Source organism: Streptomyces sp. TP-A0874, from assembly GCF_001748085.1.
In the GTDB taxonomy this organism is placed as follows: domain Bacteria; phylum Actinomycetota; class Actinomycetes; order Streptomycetales; family Streptomycetaceae; genus Streptomyces.
Map to the genome: position 1 here is coordinate 32,836 of NZ_BBZK01000012.1, position 18,220 is coordinate 51,055.

Here is an 18,220-nt window from a genome sequence, read left to right on the forward strand (position 1 = left end):
CGGCCCGGCACCCACGATGGCGACCTCGGTCTCGGCCACTGCATCACTCCCCGTCTGCCTGTCATTCTCGCCTCGGAGGAAATGTATACCAGGTGTAGAAATGCACTTGGGGGAGGTGAGGCTGCTACGGTGCCGGCGTGGACGACAAGCCAGGGCTGCGGGAGCGGAAGAAGCAGCGGACCCGCGCCGCGATCTCCGACGCGGCGATCGGCCTGTTCCTCGAACACGGCTTCAACCAGGTCTCGGTGGCCCAGGTGGCCGACGCGGCGGAGGTGTCCAAGCGCACGCTCTTCGCCTACTTCCCCAGCAAGGAAGACCTTGTGGTGCACCGCCTCGCCGACCACGAGACCGAAGCCGCCCGGGTCGTGCGGGACCGCCGGCCCGGCACCGCCCCGCTGACCGCCCTGCGCGAGCACCTCCTCGAGGGGCTGCGCGAGCGCGACCCGATCACCGGGCTCAACGACCATCCACAGGTGCTGAGACTGACCCGGATGATCCTGGACGCGCCCTCGCTGGTGGCCCGGATGGAACGGTTCAAGAACGGCGCCGAACAAGCCCTCGCCCGGGCCCTGCGGGAGACGGCGGAGACTCCGGAACTCACGGCGCGGCTGGCGGCCGTCCAGATCGTCGCGGTCCAGTGGACCCTGGCGCTGGACAACACCCGGCGCCTGGCCGACGGGGAACCGGCCGATGTGCGGTACGCCGGTGCGGTGGCCGACGCCGAGCACGCGTTCGCGCTGCTGGAGGACGGGTTGCGCGGACTGGCCCCGCGGCGGTGAACCCGGCCTCCGGCCGGTGCGCCGAGCCGAGCGCCGGCGCGGGCTGAGCGGGGTAACCCGTGCCACACCGCTGCGGCCCCGCACCGTCACACGGCCGTGCCATGCTGGTCGGGTGAGGCTTCCGGACCTGGTCCGGCTCCGCCGGGCCCGCGACCAGATGGACCGCGACTACGCGGAGCCGCTCGACGTGCCCGCGCTGGCAGCCGCGGCCCACATGTCGCCCGGCCACTTCTCCCGCAGCTTCCGCGCCGCCTTCGGGGAGACGCCGTACAGCTACCTGATGACCCGCAGGATCGAGCGGGCCAAAGCCCTGCTGCGGCGCGGTGACCTCTCGGTGACGGAGGTCTGCTTCGCGGTCGGGTGCACCTCGCTGGGTTCGTTCAGCTCCCGTTTCACCGAGTTGGTGGGGGAGAGCCCGAGCGCCTACCGGGCGCGCGAGCACGGACCGGGGGCGGCCATTCCGGCCTGCGTCGCCAAGGTCTTCACCCGGCCGGTCAGGGGCGCGGAACCGGCCGGTCGGGGCCGAGCCGTCCGACGCGGTGGAACCGGTCAGGAACGGAGAAGCGGCGCAGGCGGTCCGCCCGTAGCGTGAACCGTATGGACATCAGACTTTCGCAGTGCTTCATCGCCGTCGACGACCACGAAGCGGCGCTCGCCTTCTACCGGGACGCGCTCGGATTCGAGGTGCGGAACGACGTCGCCTTCGAGGGGATGCGCTGGGTGACGATCGGCTCGCCGTCCCAGCCGGACGTGGAGATCGTCCTGGAACCGCCGCTCGCCAACCCGAACGCCTCACCGGCCGACAAGCAGGCCATGGCGGAGCTGCTGGCCAAGGGCATGCTGCGCGGTGTGATCTTCTCGACCGACGACTGCGACGCCGCCTTCGAACACCTCCGAGCCTCAGGTGCCGAGGTGCTCCAGGAACCGATGGACCAGCCCTACGGGGTGCGCGACTGCGCGTTCCGCGATCCCGCGGGTAACATGCTCCGCTTCACCCAGCGCCGCAGCGGGTGATGTCGGCCGGCCGGGTACCGGCCGGCGTCGGTCCGTGGCCACCGGCCGTGCGTGCGCACCGGCCCCGCCACCGGAAACCCGCCTGGGACCGGCCCAGGCGACCTGACGGGGACCGGAGGCGGTCCCCGCGTCCGAACATGGAGAGAGAATGAGCGCGGCCGAGAAGGCGCAGATAGCCCAGTCGGCGCTGCACCGTGCCGACAGCCACGACCTGATCCGCGTGCACGGCGCGCGGGTGAACAATCTCAGGGACGTCAGTGTCGAGATCCCGAAGCGCCGGCTGACGGTGTTCACGGGCGTCTCCGGATCCGGCAAGAGCTCGCTGGTGTTCGAGACGATCGCCGCCGAGTCGCAGCGGCTGATCAACGAGACCTACAGCGCCTTCCTCCAGGGCTTCATGCCGGCGCTGGCCAGACCCGAGGTCGACGTACTGGAGGGGTTGACGACCGCGATCGTCGTCGACCAGCAGCGGATGGGGAGCGATCCCCGTTCCACCGTCGGCACCGCCACCGACGCCAACGCGATGCTGCGCATCCTCTTCAGCCGGCTGGGGCAGCCGCACATCGGCCCGCCCAAGGCGTTCTCCTTCAACGTCGCCTCGATCAGCGGAGCCGGCGCGGTCACCCTGGAGCGCGGCGGCAAGACGGTGAAGGAGCGCCGCGAGTTCAGCATCACCGGTGGCATGTGTCCGCGCTGCGAGGGCCGGGGATCGGTCACCGACATCGACCTCTCGGCCCTCTACGACGACAGCAAGTCGCTCAACGAGGGCGCGCTGACCATCCCCGGCTACAAGGCGGGCGGCTGGAACCACCGCCTCTACAGCGCCTCCGGCTTGGTCGACGCCGACAAGCCGATCCGCGACTACAGCGAGACCGAGCTGTACGACTTCCTCCATCGCGAGCCGACCCGGATGAAGATCGAGGGCATCAACATGACCTACGAGGGGCTGGTCCTGCGGGTCAGGAAGTCGATGCTCGCCAAGGATCGGGAGGCGATGCAGCCGCACATCCGGGCCTTCGTCGACCGCGCGGTCACCTTCACCGCCTGCCCGGAGTGCGAGGGGACCCGGCTCAGCGAGGCGGCCCGGTCCTCACGGATCGACGGGACCAGCATCGCCGACGCCTGCGCGACGCAGATCAGCGACCTCGCCGAATGGGTCCGCGGGCTCGACCGGCCCTCGGTGGCGCCGCTGCTCACCACGCTCCAGGAGATCCTCGACTCGTTCGTGCAGATCGGCCTCGGCTACCTCTCGCTGGACCGGCCCGCCGGCACCCTGTCCGGGGGTGAGGCGCAGCGCGTCAAGATGATCCGTCACCTGGGCTCCTCGCTCACCGACGTCACCTATGTCTTCGACGAGCCCACCATCGGGCTGCACCCGCATGACATCCAGCGGATGAACGACCTGCTGCTGCGGTTGCGGGACAAGGGCAACACCGTGCTCGTGGTGGAGCACAAGCCGGAGACGATCGCGATCGCCGACCACGTCGTCGACCTCGGCCCCGGTGCCGGGTCGGCGGGCGGCACCGTCTGCTTCGAGGGCAGTGTGGCCGGACTGCGGGCCAGTGGCACCGTCACCGGCCGCCATCTCGACGACCGGGCCCGGCTCAGGGAGACGGTGCGGAAGCCCGACGGGTGGCTGCCGATCCGCGGCGCGAGGGCGAACAACCTGCGCGATGTGGACGTCGACATCCCGCTGGGGGTGCTGGCGGTGGTCACCGGCGTCGCCGGCTCGGGCAAGAGCTCGCTGCTGCACGGCTCGCTGCCCGGGCAGCCCGGGGCCGCCGACGCGGCGGTGGTGTCGATCGACCAGAGCCCGATCCGCGGTTCCCGAAGGAGCAACCCGGCTACGTACACCGGGCTCCTCGAACCGATCCGCAAGGCGTTCGCCAAGGCCAACGGGGTGAAGCCGGCGCTCTTCAGCGCCAACTCCGAGGGTGCCTGCCCGGGTTGCAACGGCGCCGGCGTCGTCTACACCGACCTGGGGGTCATGGCCGGCACCGCCACCACCTGCGAGGAGTGCGAGGGCAAGCGGTACCAGGCCGAGGTCCTGGAGTACGAGTTCGGCGGGAAGGACATCAGCGAGGTGCTCGCGATGTCGGTGGCGGAGGCCGAGCAGTTCTTCGGCTCCGGCGAGACCCGGTCACCGGCCGCGCACCGCGTCCTGCTCCGGCTCGCCGACGTGGGGCTCGGCTACCTCCACCTCGGCCAGCCGCTCACCACGCTCTCCGGTGGGGAGCTGCAGCGGCTCAAGCTGGCCACCCACATGGGCGAGAAGGGCGGCGTCTACATCCTCGACGAGCCGACCACCGGCCTCCACCTCGCCGATGTCGAGCAACTGCTGGGACTACTGGACCGGCTGGTCGACTCCGGCAAGTCGGTCATCGTCATCGAGCACCACCAGGCGGTCATGGCGCACGCCGACTGGATCATCGACCTCGGACCCGGCGCCGGCCACGACGGCGGCCGGATCGTCTTCGAGGGCGCCCCGGCCGATCTCGTCGCCGCCCGCTCGACCCTGACCGGTGAGCACCTGGCCGATTATGTGGGCGGCTGACGGCGCCGTGACCGACCGTCCTCGGTTCGGCTCCGGCCCCGCCGGTTGACCTTCACCCTGGGGAAGGCCCCAGCATCGGCGGGGCCGGGCCGGAGCGCCCGGTACGAGGAGGGGCCGGCATGGAGCTGCTGAGCATCGGGGCGTTCGCCAGGGCGTCCGGTCTGTCACCGAAGGCGCTGCGTCTCTACGACCAGCTCGGGCTGCTGCCACCGGCGGATGTCGACCGGGTGTCGGGGTACCGCCGCTACGCCCCGGAGCAGCTGGAGCAGGCCCGGCTGGTCGCCTGGCTCCGCCGCCTGGGCATGCCGCTCGCCGGGATCCAGCGGGTCTGCGCACTGGGCAGGGCCGAGGCGGCGGAGGAGGTCCGAGCGTTCTGGGCCCGGATCGAGGCCGAAACGGCTGCTCGGCGCGGTCTCGCCGCCTTCCTCGTCGGACATCTGTCTCGGGAGGAATCCATCATGTCCGCTACCGCACAGCCGCTGGAGATCCGTTGTGCCGGGCTCTCCGACACGGGCCTGGTCCGGGAGAGCAACCAGGACGCCGTCTACGCGGGGTCCCGACTCCTCGCCGTGGCCGACGGTTTCGGTGACCGGGGCGCCCCGGCCAGCGGCGCCGCCGTCGAGGTGTTCAAGGGCCTGGAGGGGGACGACTGTCCGGCGGGCAGCCTGCTCGAGGTGCTCGAAGAGGCCGTGGAGCGGGCCGGACGGGCCGTCCACGAGATCGCCGGGTCCTCGGCGCCGGACCGGTCGGAGGTGGGCACCACGCTCACCGCGATGCTGTGGACGGGGTCCCGACTGGCCCTGGTGCACATCGGCGACTCCCGTGCCTACCTGCTGCGAGACGGGGAGCTCTTCCAGATCACCCACGACCACACCGTGGTCCAGACGATGCTGGACGAGGGGCGCATCACCCCCGAGGAGGCGGCCTCCCACCCGCAGCGTTCGCTGCTGGTGCGGGCGTTGACCGGTGGCGGCGGAGCCACCGCCGACATCCGTCTCCACGAGGCCCGGCAGGGGGACCGGTACCTCGTGTGCTCCGACGGGCTCTCGACCGTGGTGCCGGTGGAGCGGATGCGTCGGGTGCTCCGTACGGCCGGGGAGCCGGCGCGGGCGGTCGCCGAGCTCGTCGCCCTGGCCAACCGCGCCGGAGGCCCGGACAACGTCAGCTGCGGGGTCGCCGATGTCGTGGCGCTCGGGTGCTGAACGGGCGGGGCCGGGGGCCGCCCCACCGAGAGGGAGAGGAATAGGCTCATGCTTCCTGATAACCCGGCGGGGATACCCGTTTTCCCCCACTGTTCATCAGGAGTGGGGACGAAGCAGAATATCCGGTCGCCCTGATGCAGGTCCCGATGTAGCCGGGGGCGCACCCGTGACCTGCCACGGAGCGGTCGGCGGAGGCTGTCTTCGCAGCTCAGTGTGGTTGGTCATGCGGTGTGCGGAATGAGTTTCGAGAAGATGTGCGGGGGCGGTTGGCCTATCGGACAATGCATATAAAGTATGCGGGTCAGTCGTTTCGGTCCGAGCGACATCAAACCCGTATGGAGGCTCGATGGGCGCCGCCCGGCCCTCTGCCGCCGACGGCAGAGGTGTGAAAGCCGTCCTCTTGCCGGCCCGTTCCCGGGTCTGCCGCGAGGTCCACCGCAGAGAGCTGGTGTCGCCCGGTGCGGGCCGCCGGGTGTGGGGCCGGCGCCGGGAGGAGAGCCCGTCCGGTCGGAGGCCGGGGGGCTGCCGGTGATCCAGCGGATAGAGACCAAGTGGCGGGGGAAGATCGTCATCGCCGTGCTGGCCTGCGCCGGCGTCACGGTCTCGGTGACGCAGACGCTGGCGGTGCCGTTGATCGGCCAACTCCCCGCGGTGCTGCACACCACCGCCTCGAGCGCCTCCTGGGCGATTACCGCCACCCTGCTCTGCGGGGCGCTGGCGAACCCGGTCGTCGGGCGTCTCGGGGACATGTACGGCAAGCGGCGGATGATGCTCGCGAGCGTCGCCCTGCTCATCGTCGGCTCGGCGGTGTGCGCCCTCGCCAACTCGGTCGTTCCGATGGTCGTCGGCCGGGCGCTCCAGGGCTGTGCGATGGGGATCGTGCCGCTGGCCATGAGCGTGATGCGCGATGAGTTGCCGGCCGAGGAGGTCGGCTCCGGGATCGCGCTGATGGGCTCTTCGCTCGGCATCGGCGGTACGGCCGGGCTGCCGGTCGCCGCGCTGGTGGCCCAGACCTTCGACTGGCGGGTGCTCTTCTGGGTCTGCGGCGCGGTGGGTGCCGTCGTGCTGGCTCTGATCCTCCTTCTCGTCCCGGAGTCCCCGGTGCGTACCGGGGGCCGGTTCGACCTGCTCGGCGCGGTGGGCCTGTCGGGCGGTCTCGGCTGTCTGCTGCTGATGGTCTCCAAGGGGGGCGACTGGGGGTGGACGAGCTTCACCACCTTCGCCTTCCTCGCCACCTCCGTGGTCGTCCTCTTCGTCTGGGCCGTCTGGGAGTTGCGTACCCCGGACCCGCTGGTGGACCTGCACACCACGCTCCGCCGACCGGTGCTGCTGACCAACGCGGCCTCGGTGATGGTCGGTTTCGCGATGTACGCGATGACGCTGATCGTGCCGCAGTTGGTGCAGTTGCCCTCGGCCACCGGGCACGGCCTGGGCGGTTCCATGGTGGTCGCCGGGCTCTGCCTCGCACCCGGAGGCCTGGTGATGCTGCTGTTCGCCCCGCTCGCGGCGCGACTGTCGGCCGCCCACGGGCCCAGGGCCTCGCTGATGGTCGGGTCCGGGCTGATGGGGCTCAGCTATGTGATGGGGCTGGGTATGACCGACACCATCTGGCAGGTGGTCACGATCTCCACGGTCGTCGCCGGGGGGATCGCCTTCGCCTACGCCTCGCTTCCGGCGCTGATCATGGCCGAGGTGCCGCAGTCGAAGTCCGCGGCGGCCAACGGGCTCAACAGCCTGATGCGCTCCATCGGCACGTCCACCGCGAGCGCCGTGGTCGGCGTGGTGCTGGCCCGGATGACCGTTCCGTACGGCGCCTCCTCCGTGCCGTCGCTGGCCGGTTTCCGTACCGGTTTCCTGATCGCGACCGCGGCGGCTCTGGTGGCGATCGGAATCGGTATGTGCCTTCCGGGGCGGCGCCGGCAAGGTCCCGCCAGCGGGTCCAAGGCCTCCGGGGTGGGCGCCAAGGCGATCGTCGCTTCGCAGTCGAGTTGACGGACGGCTGACGGCCGAACTTCCCAACCACCGTGACCACATGGGCAGATCGGGCATATGGGCAGATCGGTCATACAGTCATTGTATTGCGGTGAAGTCATGCTGGAATCAGCCGAACCCGCCATAACATAGCGAATGTTCTGTATTCTCTTCTGAGTCATCGGGCGCCGACGCAGGACACCGATGGTGCAACGCGGGGCATTTGCCGCGCACCGCGTTGACGTGCGAAACCAGCGCGGAGCCATCCTCCGGGCAGGGCCCGCGTGCCCGGTCGCGCCGCCCCGGGGCGCCCCCTGGCGAGGCCCTCCCCGGACACGTCGTCAAACCCACTACCGGCCGCGACGGGCGGCCGGAACCGCTACCGACCGATGAGCCCTGGGGACACCTGTTCCTGCTGGACGGCCCGGCAGCCACCGACGAGACCGCGTCGACTCCGGGCGAGGAAGGTACGCATGACCGCCGATGTAAGCGCCAGTCCCAAGACGACCCCCAGCAGCTCGCCGGCAGCAGGCGCCACCGTGCGTGGCATCGGCGGACTGGCACCCGCCTCCTTACTCATGCTGCTCGGCATGCTCACCACCCAGATCGGCACCGCCTTCGCCAAGCACCTGTTCGGAGTGGCGGGCCCGGCCGCGCTGACCGTGCTGAGACTCGGCTTCGCCGCAGCCGTCCTGCTGCTCTGGTGGCGCCCCTCACTGCGGCTCGACCGGCGGACCGCCGCCACCGTCGCGGCCCTCGGAGTCGCGATCGCCGGCATGAACGTCACCTTCTACCTCGCCATCGTCCGGATGCCCGTCGGTGTGGCGCTGACCGTCGCCATGGCAGGCCCGCTGATGGTCGCGGCCCTGTCCTGCCGGCGGGTGAGAGACCGGCTGTGGACGGTACTGGCCGGCGCCGGAATAGGGCTACTGGGCTGGCAGGGAGGGGCCGGCGGAGCGGCCGGGCTGCTGATCGCCATCGTCTGCGCGGTGTTCTGGGGGGCCTACGTACCGCTGTCGACCAGGGTCGGCGTGCTCTGCCCCGGCGGCGGGGGGCTCGCCCTCGCCATGGGGTTCGGCACCCTGTGCACACTGCCGATCGGGCTGGCCGACGGCGGCACCACGCTGCTGCGCCCCTCGGTGCTGGCCTTCGGGTTCGCCGTCGCGATGCTCTCCTCGCTGGTCCCGCACACCTGTGAGATGGAGGCGCTGCGCCGGGTGTCGGCGCTGGTCTTCGGTGTGCTGCTCAGCCTCGAACCCGCCATCGGCGCACTGGCCGCCCTGTTCGTACTGGACGAGAAGCTCACCGTGGTCCAGCTGCTGGGGCTGCTTGCGGTGTTCCTCGCCTCGGTCGGGGTACTACGGAGCACCCGCCGCTCGGCGGACGACCCGAGCCCGCCGAGCGGTGCGGAGCCCGTGACCGCCCGACCGCCCGCCGCCCGCACCGCACGGAACACGGGCACCCGCCTGATCCGCGGTCCGGTGGCGGGCCACGTCTGGGGGACCGGCACCAGATGCAGCCGCGGGGCGGTGCTGACCGACAGCGCCGTGATCTCCTTCAGCGCCTGCAGCCGCATCGAGGAGTCCACCGCCACGGCCAGGGCGCGCGGTGGGCGCAACGTGCCACCGCCCACCGCGGTGGTCGACGGCTGAGGAGGGCGTCCGGCCACCACCACCCGGCCGCTGCTCGCCAGGCCGGGGACTCCTCCGGACGTCGTCACCGGGGACGCCGGGCAGCCGTCCCCGAGCGTCCCCGAGGGCCCTACCCCGTCGTCCGAAGGGCCGACCGCGCCGGCCCGGGGTTCATCACATAGGCAGAACCTCGTAGTCTGATTCGCCCTGTTCGGGTGTCCGGGGAAGCCGGGCGTGCGGAAGGTGTAGAGGAGAGGCACCTCAGCCGGACACCAGGGAGCGGACCGTGGATTCTTCCTGCCCGTACTGCGGCTGGCCGGACGCCGACCCGCCGCGGGAGCTCTCCCGGCACCGGACGTCGACGGGCGAGACGGTGTGGACCCGCTGCGGTTGCGGCTCGCTCCAGATGCGGTTGCTCGACGAGACGGGGGCCGAGATCGCGGCGCGGAGCCGGCCCCCCGCCGACTGCCGCCCGGACGGCTCCGAGCCCCGCCCGGGCGAGCTGCCGGAGGACGGGGCTCCGTCGCCCGGACGCTGACAGCGGAGGCCGGAAGCGGACGCGTGGCCCTCGGAGCGGCGCGGATGCCTTCCCACGATCGGCGAGGCGCACCCGAACGCCTCCGCCGGCGTACGGCGCTGCGGTCCGCTTCCTGCGGCGGAGCACCGCTGGCGATCCTCCGCCAGTACACCGAGCAGCGAGAACCTCCACTCTCGGGTGCGCGTCGGTACTCCCGCGAGTGTTCAGCCCCGGGGTGGACACCGGGGCTTTCAGCAAGGAACCGGTAAGCCGGTGGATCAGTGCGTAGTATCCGCACTTGACGGCCCCCTGCCTTAGCCGAGGGGTCTCACGGCCCACGCCGTGATCCGTCCTGCTTCGCCGCCGACTGCCCCGTCCGGGAGTACTCCCGTTGAGGTCTTACGCCAGCTCCACAGGCTGTCACCGCCCGTTCAGCGGCCGGCAGGTTCTTCGCCGCGCCCGCGTCCCGGGCGGGGGCGAACGCCGCCCGGAGACGAAGGCACCACCGCAGCGGCACGGACGCCACCCCGCCCGGGCGGGCCGGCTCTCCGGCCTGCTGCCACACCGTCAGTACCGAAGAGCGGGTGTCGCGGTCGCTGCGCTCCCGGCGGATCGTCCCCGCCTCGTGAGCGGGAGGTACCCCCACTCCGCCGTGAACGGCGGAGCACCCACGGAGGAACCCTGATGAGCGCCCCCGGACTGCTGGTCCTCACCCCGCAGCACACCTCCACCGGGCTGCTCCTGGCGCAGGCCGCGGAGGCGCGCGGCCTGCTGGTCGAGCAGTTGCCGGGCCGGGTGGTGCCCCAAGGGCTGCGGGACCTCCGGCCGGCGCACCTCTACGGCGGGCCGCTGTTCGCCGAGGCCGTCGCCCCGCAGCTGGGGATACGACTGCTCCAGCCGACCGCCGAATGGCTGGCGATGCTTCCGCCGCACCTCACCGGTCGCTCCATCCGCCTGCTCTACCTGGAGCACGCCCGAGACCTCCACGAACCGTTCTTCGGCAAACCACCCTCGGAGAAGCTCTTCGCCGCGGAGATATACCCCAACGGCGGTTTCCTCCCGACCGACCTTCCACCGGAGACCCTGGTGCAGGTCAGCGACATCGTGACGTTCGCGTCCGAGTTCCGGCTCTTCGTGCTCGACGGGGAGGTGCGGACGGCCGCGCGCTACGCGACCTTCGGCCGACTGGACCCGGCGCCCCTCGCCGACTGCCCCGAGCGCTTCTCCCTGCTGGAGTTCGCCGACGTGCTGCTGCGGGACCCTACCCCCGGGCTGCCCAGGGCCTGCGTCCTCGACATCGGCCTGATCCTGCCGGACGGAGCCGGAGAGCCTCGCTGGGGAGTGGTCGAGGCCAACATGGGCTGGTTCAGCCATCTGTACGCCTGCGCCCCGGAGGACGCCCTGGACGTGGTCCTGGGCTCGGCCGCCTCGCCGGAGGCCAGCTGACGCGGCGCCTCCTACGCGCCCGCGCCAGGGACCCGAGGGCAGCTCAAGTGCGGGGGCCGACGCGGGTCTTCCGGCAGGGGCGGTGGCGCTGCTGTCCTGGGCGCGGTGACGACTGTCCGAGGCCGGGCCGGGGCCGCTGCGGAAGGCGGGCTCTCGGTTGAGCGGACCTCAGAACATGTCGGGGCACCAGGGGCGGCGCGCGGTGCGGAGGAGCAGGTCCGCCCGCGCCGCCGCGCCCGCTCGCTCCTCGGAGACCCGGCCCAGCGCAGCCAGCCGCAGCGCCGACTCGTCGCCCAGGTAGAGCGCGGCCAGATCGGAGGCCGACAGGGCGAGATCCGCCGCCGAGGTGGTGGACGTGCAACTGGCGCCCTCGGGGCCGGCGTCCAGCCGGAAACGGCCCGCCGCGTAGCCGGAGGGATCGTGCACGTCGAGGACGAGCGAGCCGGCGGCGCGGTAGCTTCGGGCCTCCAACGCGCCCGGCACGTCCAGCAGCCGGACCCACAGGTAGTCGCTGTCGGTGGTGACCCGCGCGGCCCGGGGATCGGGCAGCAGTAGCGGCAGCAGGTCGTCCGGCGCCCGGCGGCCGGACTCCACCCGGGTCACCCAGTCGATGGAGAGGAGGAAGTGCCACAGGGCGCGCTCGGCGGCCGGCGAGTCCGCCAGGAAGTCGCGCACCCTGGCGGTGACCCTCGGCATCTTGCCTTCCCACTCGTCGTCCGTGGTGTAGGAGACGAGACCGTCCACCCGGCCCTCGGCGGAGCGGTAGACGGCGTAGAACGCTTCCTTCCAGGGGATGTGGGGACGCCGCAGGTCCCCGGTCATGAGGCGCCAGAAGCGTTCGGACCGGTCGATGAGGCCGTGCCGCCGGGACCGCAGCCGCTCATGCAGCTCGGGCCCCAGCCGGCGGACGTCGGCCCCGTCCACCAGCTCGACCCGGCCTCCGTCCTCCGGCCCCGACCAGCGCGGGTCCAGACCCGACCGCAGGGTGTCCACCCGCCACTCGGTGATCTGGGTGGCCGGTCCGAAACCGTGGCGGCCGTAGATCCGGTACTCGGCGGCGATGAGGGTCGACAGAAGGTCGCCGCGATCCTTGGCGCGTGCCTGGTCGGCGGCGAGCATCCGGCTGAGAAGTCCGCGCCGCCGGTGTGTGGGGGAGACCGTCACGCTGCTGACGGCGTCGCTCGTCACCTGGCCGCCGCCGGGGACGGTGAGCCGCTGGGTGAAACTGCGGTAGGTGCCGACGCAGTGCCCGGAGTCGAAGGCGCCCAGGGTGCGTTCGGGCTCCAGCTGCGGCCGCTGCTGCTCCACCTGCTCCGCCAGGGCCTCCGGCGGCCGGAGGAACCCGGTGTTCACCGCCCGGACCCATTCGTGCAGGTCGGCCTCGGTGATGTTGCGGACCTCGAGACTCATACGGTCACGCTAAGCGCTCGTCCGGGCCGGTGTCGCCCGGATTTCTCAGTGCTCGACGCCTATCGGGGGCGTCGACGGTGGCGGCCCTGCCGAGCGCCCCAGCGGAGCGGAGCCGGGCCGGGAAGCCCCTGGGATCGGCCGGGCGTGGGCGTGCGGGGGGCCGGTCAGCCGAGGAGGTCGTCGATCCGGGCCTCGCCCTCCCGGTAGCGGCGGGCGATCTCCGCGCTGCAGTCGTCCGCGGTCCGCTGGAGGCGTTGGCGGTGGCGGGAGACCTGCCGCTCGTAGCCGCCGAGCCGGTCCATCGCGGCCCGCAGTTCCCCGTCCGTAAGGGCCTTGGGGTCGGAGAGCGCGACCTCGGCGAGCATCTCCTGGGCCAGCTGCCGGTACTCCTCCCCGCGCGGCGTGCCCATCGTGACGTGCCGGGCTGAGGACCGGACCCGGGACGGCTCGTCGGCCAGGATCTCGGAGAGCTGTTCGACGACGAGTCGGTCTCCCGCTCTGCCCTCGGCCTCCTCCCGCCGTTCGGTGGGGGAGCCCTCCACCGGCTGGGCGCCGGGGACCGGTGCGGGCCACCCCGTCTCCGCTTGGGTGGGAGCGGGGACGGCCGTGCCGCCCGCCGCGGGGTGTGCCCGGCCGGCCAGTTCCGCCTGGAGGATGTCGATCCGCCCCTGGAAGAGCCGCCGGAGATAGCTGAGGTCGGCCTCTTCGCGCTGGGCCTCCCGACGCAGCGCCCGCAACTCCGGGAGGCCCAGGCCGGCGAGCTCCTGCCACTGGGGCGCGGTCAGCGGACCCGACCGCTGGAGCGGCGGGCGCGGTGGCAGGGGGGCGGCCTGGTCGAGCAAGGACCCATCCTTGGTGCGTGGCCAGCCGAAGTGGCCGGCGGAGGCGGCCGGGGTGTCGGTGGGCGTGGTCAACGGCGTGCTGCTGGTCGTCATACGGGCCTTTGGTGCGGGGCCGGGCTGGTGCCGGGGGCCGGATCTGCTCATGCGTATCCCCTTCGTCCGGCGCGGGTCGGTTTCGCCGACGAGCGCACCGTATGGATGCATCGTGCCACTGCGGGTGCCGCACGTGCACAGGAAGCGCCCGCGATCGGACCCGGATGGCGGCAGGGCATGATGGTCGTATGCGTGCGGTGGTACAGAGAGTGAGCGGTGCGAGCGTCTCGGTCGACGGCGAGGTCGTCGGGAAGATCGAGGGCGAGGGCCTGTGCGTGCTGGTCGGGGTGACCCACCAGGACACGCCGGAGAAGGCCGCCCAGTTGGCCCGAAAGCTGTGGTCGGTGCGGATCCTGCGGGACGAGAAGTCCTGCTCCGACCTGGACGCACCGTTGCTGGTCGTCTCCCAGTTCACCTTGTACGGGGACGCGCGCAAGGGACGGCGGCCGACCTGGAACGCGGCCGCCCCGGGGGAGGTCGCCGAGCCGCTGGTCGACGAGGTGGTGGCCCGGCTGCGGGAGTTGGGCGCTCGGGTGGAGAGCGGCCGGTTCGGAGCGTCGATGCAGGTATCGCTCACCAACGACGGGCCGTTCACGGTCCTGCTGGAGGTCTGACCGGCTGACGGCCGGGCGGGCGCCGACCGGGACGCCGGACCGCCCGCCGCTTCGGCGGTCAGGGTTCGACGACCACTTCCTGAGCGGCCGCGGTGTCGTCGGCCAGCAACTGCGCATCGAGGGGGACGTTCCGCTTCACCAGCGCCAGGGCGATCGGCCCCAGCTCGTGGTGGCGGGCCGATGTGGTGACGAAACCGAGCTGGCGGCCACCGGCGCCGTCCGCCGCCAGCCGCAGCGGCGCGCCGTGGCCCGGCAGCTTCACCTCGCTGCCGTCCAGGTGGAGGAAGACCAGCCGGCGCGGCGGCTTCCCCAGGTTGTGGACCCGGGCGACCGTCTCCTGGCCCCGGTAGCAGCCCTTCTGGAGGTGCACCGCGGTACCGATCCAGCCCAGCTCGTGCGGGATCGTCCGGTGGTCGGTCTCCAGACCGAACCGCGGGCGACGGGCCTCCACTCGGAGCGCCTCCAGCGCCAGGACGCCGATCGCCGGGCCGTGGTCGGCGGCGAACGCCTCCAGACCGCCCCGCGGCAGGAACACGTCCCGGCCGTGTGCGGTCTCGCGGACGACCACACCCGGCGGCGTCTCGACGATCGAGCCGGCCGGGAGGTGGACGACGGCGAGGTCCTCGGTGGCGTCCCGCACCTCGACCCGGTAGAAGAACTTCATGCTCTCCAGGTAGGAGATCAGCGCGCCCTGGGTGCCGGGCTCGACGTGCGCCCAGGTGGTCTCGCCGTCGTCCACCAGGTAGAGCGCGTGCTCGATGTGGCCGTTCGCGGAGAGGACCAGGGCCTCCGTGGCCTGCCCGGCGGGCAGCTCGCTCATGTGCTGGGTGATCAGCAGGTGCAGCCAGCTGAGCCGGTCCTCGCCACCGACCGCGATGACACCCCGGTGTGAGAGGTCCACGAAACCGTCGCCTTCGGCGAGTGCGCGCTGCTCGCGGAACAGATCGCTGTAGTGGCCGGCGACTCCCTCGTCCGGGGCCTCGGCGGGTACCGCGCCGGGGAGCGACAGCAGGGGGCTCTGGAACTGGGATGACTGCATGACCCCAGCCTACGGCCGACCGGCTGACTCTTCCGTGGGGTGTTGGCCGGGCGAGCTCCCGGACTTCGCGCTGTCGGCGGCCTCGGCCGCCGCGGTGCAGTCGCCGCACCGGCCGTAGATGGCGAAGTGCTTGAGGTCGGTGTCGAAACCGAAGGTCTGCCGGAGCTGCTCGGTGAAGTCGGTGGCCACCGAGGCGTCCGCTTCGATGACCTCCCCGCAGTCCCGGCACACCAGGTGCAGGTGGTGGTGGCGGGCCGCCAGGTGGTACGTGGGCGCGCCGTGGCCGAGGTGGGCGTGGCTCACCAGGCCCAGCTCCTCCAGCAGCTCCAGCGTGCGGTAGACGGTGGAGATGTTGACGCTGCCGGCGGTGCGGCGCACCTCGTTGAGGATGTCGTCCGGTGTCGCGTGCTCGAGCTTGTCCACTGCTTCCAGCACGAGTTGCCGTTGCGGCGTCAGCCGGTAGCCGCGCCGTCGGAGGTCCGTCTGCCAGTCGGTGGTCACCACGCCACCAGTGTAGGCAGTCCGGCGGCGGAGCGGTCCGGACGCCCGCCGCCCCTCCCCGACCGAGCGCGGCGGGCTCACTTGAAGAAGGCGATCCCGTCGTCCGGGAGGTCCGTCAGGTCCTTGGCCAGCTCGCGCAGGTCGACCACCTTCCGCAGGTGGGCCGACATGTAGGGGCGCAGCTCGATCTCCGGCGTGGCCTTCTCACCGACCCACATCAGGTCGCTGTTGACGTAGCCGTAGAGCCGCTTGCCGCCGGTGTACGGGCCGGCCGCGGCGGTGCGGGCGACCGCGTCGGTCACCAGGTCGATCTGGGGCTTCTGGTCGGCCAGCCGGCCGTACCAGACCTCCACCACGCCGTCGTTCCTGACCATGACGACCTCGACCTCGCGGTCCTTGCCCACCCGCCAGAAGCCGCTCTCCGACTCCAGCGGGCGGACCTTCTGACCCTCGGCGTCCAGCTCCCAGGTGTGGGAGACGTACTCCAGGAAGTCGCGGCCGTCGTGGCTGAAGCTCACCTCCTGGCCGAAGTTGCACTTCTTCCCGCCGGGGGAGTCCTCGTCCTCGACGAGGGGGGCGTAGACACCGGCCCCCTCCCAGTTGCCGAGGAGGAAGGCGATGGGGACGAGGTCCGGGTGGAGGTCGGACGGAATCTCGATCATGAGCTCAGACGATCTGTGGGAAGGGAAAAGGGGAAGAGGACGGGATCGGGGCGGTCGGGGTGGCGAGCGCCCCCTCGGGCGGTCAGCGCTGACCCTGGTAGAGCCTCTTGACGGCCAGCACCGTGAAGGCGACGACACCGAGGCAGACCAGCGTGAGCAGGGTGGTGAAGAATGCCTCAAGCACGGGCGGCTCCTCGGGACGGCGGAGTCAGGGGGACCGGGTTCGAGTCTAAGGGGTGCCCGTGCTCCCCGACGGGTCAGCGCATGGCGCCGTCGGTGGTGCGCCCGCGGACGGACGGACGGGCGCGCCGCACCCGGGTGCACCGGGCTCTTCCGGTGCCGGGGTGAGGCGCTCCGAACGGCGGGCGGGGGCTCCAGCCCGTCACCGTACGTCCGCGCGCGGCCGGCCACCGGCCGCGGTGGCCGCCTCCGAGGTGGTCAGCGCTTAGGGTGGCGGGTATGGCGAAGAAGCTGGTGATCAAGGTTACGGCGGGCGCCGACGCGCCGGAGCGCTGCTCCCAGGCGTTCACGGTGGCCTCGGTGGCTGTCGCGAGCGGGGTCGAGGTGTCGCTCTGGCTGACCGGGGAGTCCTCCTGGTTCGCGCTCCCGGGCCGAGCGGCGGAGTTCGAGCTCCCGCACGCCCCGCCGCTGCCCGACCTGCTCGACGCCGTGCTCGCCGGCGGGCAGGTGACGTTGTGCACCCAGTGCGCGGCACGCCGGGACATCACGGAGAAGGAGATCCTGGACGGCGTCCGGATCGCCGGTGCGCAGGTGTTCGTCAGCGAGGCGATGGCGGACGGGGCGCAGGCGCTCGTCTACTGACCCACCCGGCCGGTCACGGCGCGCCGGTGGACGTCGCCCGTCCGCTGGCCGGTCGTGCGGTCAGCGGTCTCGACGGCGCTTCCGCCGGAGCCGCTCCTCATGCTGTTCGCGCCTCAGCTCCTCCCGCCGCTGCCAGTCGGGAGGCTTCGGCGGTTCGGGCTCGTCCCACCAGCGCTCGCCCGGTGCCCGGCGATTTCCGATGATCACCGCCACCGGTGGGATGAGCATCGCGAACAGGCACATGCCGATGGCGCCGGGAAGCGACCACATGCGCACCCCGGCCCAGGCCAGGATGAACAGCGCCAGGCACGTCAGCATCATGGCCAGGTAGACGCGACGGCGTCGTCGCCGGTACATGCCCTCAGGCTACGTCCGGTGGGGTGGGACTTCAGTGTGGGCGGGCCGATCGGTGGGTGCTGCGGGTGCCGGTGGTCTTGGTGGTGGGTGGGGGCGGGCCTTGCCGGCTCGGTGGGGCTGCCGGCTCGGGGGGCGTGCGGTGGGTGGCGTGCCGGTGGGTGGTGCGGGGTCGTGGCCTGCGCGGGTGGGGGTGCCGTGACCGGCTATTTACGGGGCTGTGCGGGTGTGTATTCGGGTGCGGGTGGGTTGGCCCCGCAAATATCCGGCGCCGTCCCGGCACCCCCGCCCGCTCCGGCCCCGCCCCCTCCCGTCCGTCGTCGCGCACCGTCCGATGCTGGCGGCCTGTGGTGGTTTCGGCTGTCGCGGTGGCTCGGTGGGGTGGCGAAGGGCTGCGGGGACCTGGTGCTCCGGAACGGGGCCGGGCCCCAGCGTCGGCTGGGGCCCGGGTGGGTTCGATCGTGTCCGTGGTCAGAGGCTGATGGTGACGTCCGCCGCCGAGCCGCGCTGGGCGACGACCGTGCGGTCCACGGTCGCCCCGGGCACCAGGGCCCGGAGCGTCCAGGTGCCCGGCGCCGCGAAGAAGCGGAACTGTCCGGTGGCCGAGGTCGGGACCTCGGCCGTGAACTCGCCGCCGCCGTCCAGCAGCCGCACGTAGCCGGAGACCGGCTCGCCGTCGCGGACCACGGAGCCCTGGATGATCGTCTGCCGGGTGACATCGACGCCCGTGAGATCCGGGCCGCCGACCGTCGCTCCACACATGTTCTTC

General features: G+C 72.0%; 18 protein-coding genes. 11 read left to right on the top strand and 7 right to left on the bottom strand.

Translation table 11 applies throughout. The features are described from left to right. The first annotated feature begins 137 nt into the window (after positions 1–137). The 9 genes from BGP73_RS19470 (at position 138) to BGP73_RS19510 (ending at position 11,114) form a co-directional block, all read left to right on the top strand. Positions 138–779, top strand: a complete 642-nt coding sequence (locus BGP73_RS19470; RefSeq protein ID WP_069816716.1) for a TetR/AcrR family transcriptional regulator — start codon at positions 138–140, stop codon at positions 777–779. Positions 780–891: 112 nt separating this feature from the next. Further along, positions 892–1,371, top strand: coding sequence for a helix-turn-helix transcriptional regulator (locus BGP73_RS19475; protein WP_244501279.1), 480 nt, complete (start codon positions 892–894; stop codon positions 1,369–1,371). Between the two features lie 5 nt (positions 1,372–1,376). Continuing rightward, positions 1,377–1,793, top strand: a complete 417-nt coding sequence (locus BGP73_RS19480) for a VOC family protein (RefSeq protein WP_069816881.1) — start codon at positions 1,377–1,379, stop codon at positions 1,791–1,793. A 148-nt stretch (positions 1,794–1,941) separates the two neighbouring features. Beyond that, positions 1,942–4,347, top strand: coding sequence for an ATP-binding cassette domain-containing protein (locus BGP73_RS19485; RefSeq protein ID WP_069816718.1), 2,406 nt, complete (start codon positions 1,942–1,944; stop codon positions 4,345–4,347). Positions 4,348–4,466: 119 nt separating this feature from the next. Next, on the top strand, positions 4,467–5,549 hold the full coding sequence (locus tag BGP73_RS19490; protein ID WP_069816720.1) for a MerR family transcriptional regulator: 1,083 nt from the start codon (positions 4,467–4,469) through the stop codon (positions 5,547–5,549). A 528-nt stretch (positions 5,550–6,077) separates the two neighbouring features. Beyond that, on the top strand, positions 6,078–7,541 hold the full coding sequence (locus tag BGP73_RS19495; RefSeq protein WP_244501280.1) for an MFS transporter: 1,464 nt from the start codon (positions 6,078–6,080) through the stop codon (positions 7,539–7,541). 452 nt (positions 7,542–7,993) lie between these two features. After that, the gene (locus tag BGP73_RS19500; protein ID WP_069816721.1) at positions 7,994–9,172 is read left to right on the top strand and encodes an EamA family transporter; all 1,179 of its coding nucleotides are present in this window, start codon (positions 7,994–7,996) and stop codon (positions 9,170–9,172) included. A 265-nt stretch (positions 9,173–9,437) separates the two neighbouring features. Then, positions 9,438–9,689, top strand: a complete 252-nt coding sequence (locus BGP73_RS19505) for a hypothetical protein (RefSeq protein ID WP_069816723.1) — start codon at positions 9,438–9,440, stop codon at positions 9,687–9,689. Between the two features lie 663 nt (positions 9,690–10,352). Continuing rightward, complete coding sequence (locus tag BGP73_RS19510) at positions 10,353–11,114, top strand: ATP-grasp domain-containing protein (protein ID WP_069816725.1); 762 nt, start codon at positions 10,353–10,355, stop codon at positions 11,112–11,114. A 168-nt stretch (positions 11,115–11,282) separates the two neighbouring features. Here the strand turns inward: BGP73_RS19510 and BGP73_RS19515 are convergent, their stop codons facing one another. Then, positions 11,283–12,524 carry a GNAT family N-acetyltransferase gene (locus tag BGP73_RS19515; protein WP_069816726.1) on the bottom strand — a complete coding sequence of 414 codons (1,242 nt, stop codon included), beginning with the start codon at positions 12,522–12,524 and terminating at the stop codon, positions 11,283–11,285. A 164-nt stretch (positions 12,525–12,688) separates the two neighbouring features. Continuing rightward, positions 12,689–13,459, bottom strand: coding sequence for an RsiG family protein (locus BGP73_RS19520; protein WP_244501281.1), 771 nt, complete (start codon positions 13,457–13,459; stop codon positions 12,689–12,691). 188 nt (positions 13,460–13,647) lie between these two features. Between BGP73_RS19520 and dtd the strand changes: the two genes are divergently transcribed. Next, the gene (gene dtd, locus BGP73_RS19525; protein WP_069816728.1) at positions 13,648–14,073 is read left to right on the top strand and encodes a D-aminoacyl-tRNA deacylase; all 426 of its coding nucleotides are present in this window, start codon (positions 13,648–13,650) and stop codon (positions 14,071–14,073) included. A 58-nt stretch (positions 14,074–14,131) separates the two neighbouring features. Here dtd and ygfZ read toward each other — a convergent pair whose 3' ends face one another. The 3 genes from ygfZ to BGP73_RS19540 form a co-directional block, all read right to left on the bottom strand. Continuing rightward, positions 14,132–15,112: a CAF17-like 4Fe-4S cluster assembly/insertion protein YgfZ gene (gene ygfZ / locus BGP73_RS19530; RefSeq protein WP_069816730.1), complete on the bottom strand. Its 981-nt coding sequence runs from the start codon at positions 15,110–15,112 to the stop codon at positions 14,132–14,134. Positions 15,113–15,121: 9 nt separating this feature from the next. After that, on the bottom strand, positions 15,122–15,616 hold the full coding sequence (locus BGP73_RS19535; protein ID WP_069816732.1) for a Fur family transcriptional regulator: 495 nt from the start codon (positions 15,614–15,616) through the stop codon (positions 15,122–15,124). Between the two features lie 74 nt (positions 15,617–15,690). Continuing rightward, on the bottom strand, positions 15,691–16,275 hold the full coding sequence (locus tag BGP73_RS19540; RefSeq protein WP_069816734.1) for a heme-binding beta-barrel domain-containing protein: 585 nt from the start codon (positions 16,273–16,275) through the stop codon (positions 15,691–15,693). A gap of 459 nt (positions 16,276–16,734) precedes the next feature. Here BGP73_RS19540 and BGP73_RS19545 point away from each other — a divergent pair, with 459 nt between their 5' ends. Beyond that, positions 16,735–17,097 carry a DsrE family protein gene (locus tag BGP73_RS19545; protein WP_069816736.1) on the top strand — a complete coding sequence of 121 codons (363 nt, stop codon included), beginning with the start codon at positions 16,735–16,737 and terminating at the stop codon, positions 17,095–17,097. A gap of 60 nt (positions 17,098–17,157) precedes the next feature. Here the strand turns inward: BGP73_RS19545 and BGP73_RS19550 are convergent, their stop codons facing one another. Together BGP73_RS19550 and BGP73_RS19555 are read right to left on the bottom strand one after the other, a co-directional pair. Beyond that, positions 17,158–17,454, bottom strand: coding sequence for a DUF3099 domain-containing protein (locus tag BGP73_RS19550; protein ID WP_069816738.1), 297 nt, complete (start codon positions 17,452–17,454; stop codon positions 17,158–17,160). A gap of 468 nt (positions 17,455–17,922) precedes the next feature. Continuing rightward, entirely contained in the window at positions 17,923–18,213 is a 291-nt protein-coding gene (locus BGP73_RS19555; RefSeq protein ID WP_069816740.1) for a DUF1416 domain-containing protein, read from the bottom strand. Positions 18,214–18,220 lie beyond the last annotated feature (7 nt).

Coding starts and splice junctions, on each gene's coding strand:
- BGP73_RS19480 (WP_069816881.1), top strand. CDS start 1,377: ATGGACATCAGACTTTCGCAGTGCTTCATCGCCGTCGACGACCACGAA.
- BGP73_RS19485 (WP_069816718.1), top strand. CDS start 1,942: ATGAGCGCGGCCGAGAAGGCGCAGATAGCCCAGTCGGCGCTGCACCGT.
- BGP73_RS19490 (WP_069816720.1), top strand. CDS start 4,467: ATGGAGCTGCTGAGCATCGGGGCGTTCGCCAGGGCGTCCGGTCTGTCA.
- BGP73_RS19500 (WP_069816721.1), top strand. CDS start 7,994: ATGACCGCCGATGTAAGCGCCAGTCCCAAGACGACCCCCAGCAGCTCG.
- BGP73_RS19510 (WP_069816725.1), top strand. CDS start 10,353: ATGAGCGCCCCCGGACTGCTGGTCCTCACCCCGCAGCACACCTCCACC.
- BGP73_RS19515 (WP_069816726.1), bottom strand. CDS start 12,524: ATGAGTCTCGAGGTCCGCAACATCACCGAGGCCGACCTGCACGAATGG.
- BGP73_RS19520 (WP_244501281.1), bottom strand. CDS start 13,459: ATGACGACCAGCAGCACGCCGTTGACCACGCCCACCGACACCCCGGCC.
- dtd (WP_069816728.1), top strand. CDS start 13,648: ATGCGTGCGGTGGTACAGAGAGTGAGCGGTGCGAGCGTCTCGGTCGAC.
- ygfZ (WP_069816730.1), bottom strand. CDS start 15,112: ATGCAGTCATCCCAGTTCCAGAGCCCCCTGCTGTCGCTCCCCGGCGCG.
- BGP73_RS19540 (WP_069816734.1), bottom strand. CDS start 16,275: ATGATCGAGATTCCGTCCGACCTCCACCCGGACCTCGTCCCCATCGCC.
- BGP73_RS19545 (WP_069816736.1), top strand. CDS start 16,735: ATGGCGAAGAAGCTGGTGATCAAGGTTACGGCGGGCGCCGACGCGCCG.
- BGP73_RS19550 (WP_069816738.1), bottom strand. CDS start 17,454: ATGTACCGGCGACGACGCCGTCGCGTCTACCTGGCCATGATGCTGACG.
- BGP73_RS19555 (WP_069816740.1), bottom strand. CDS start 18,213: ATGTGTGGAGCGACGGTCGGCGGCCCGGATCTCACGGGCGTCGATGTC.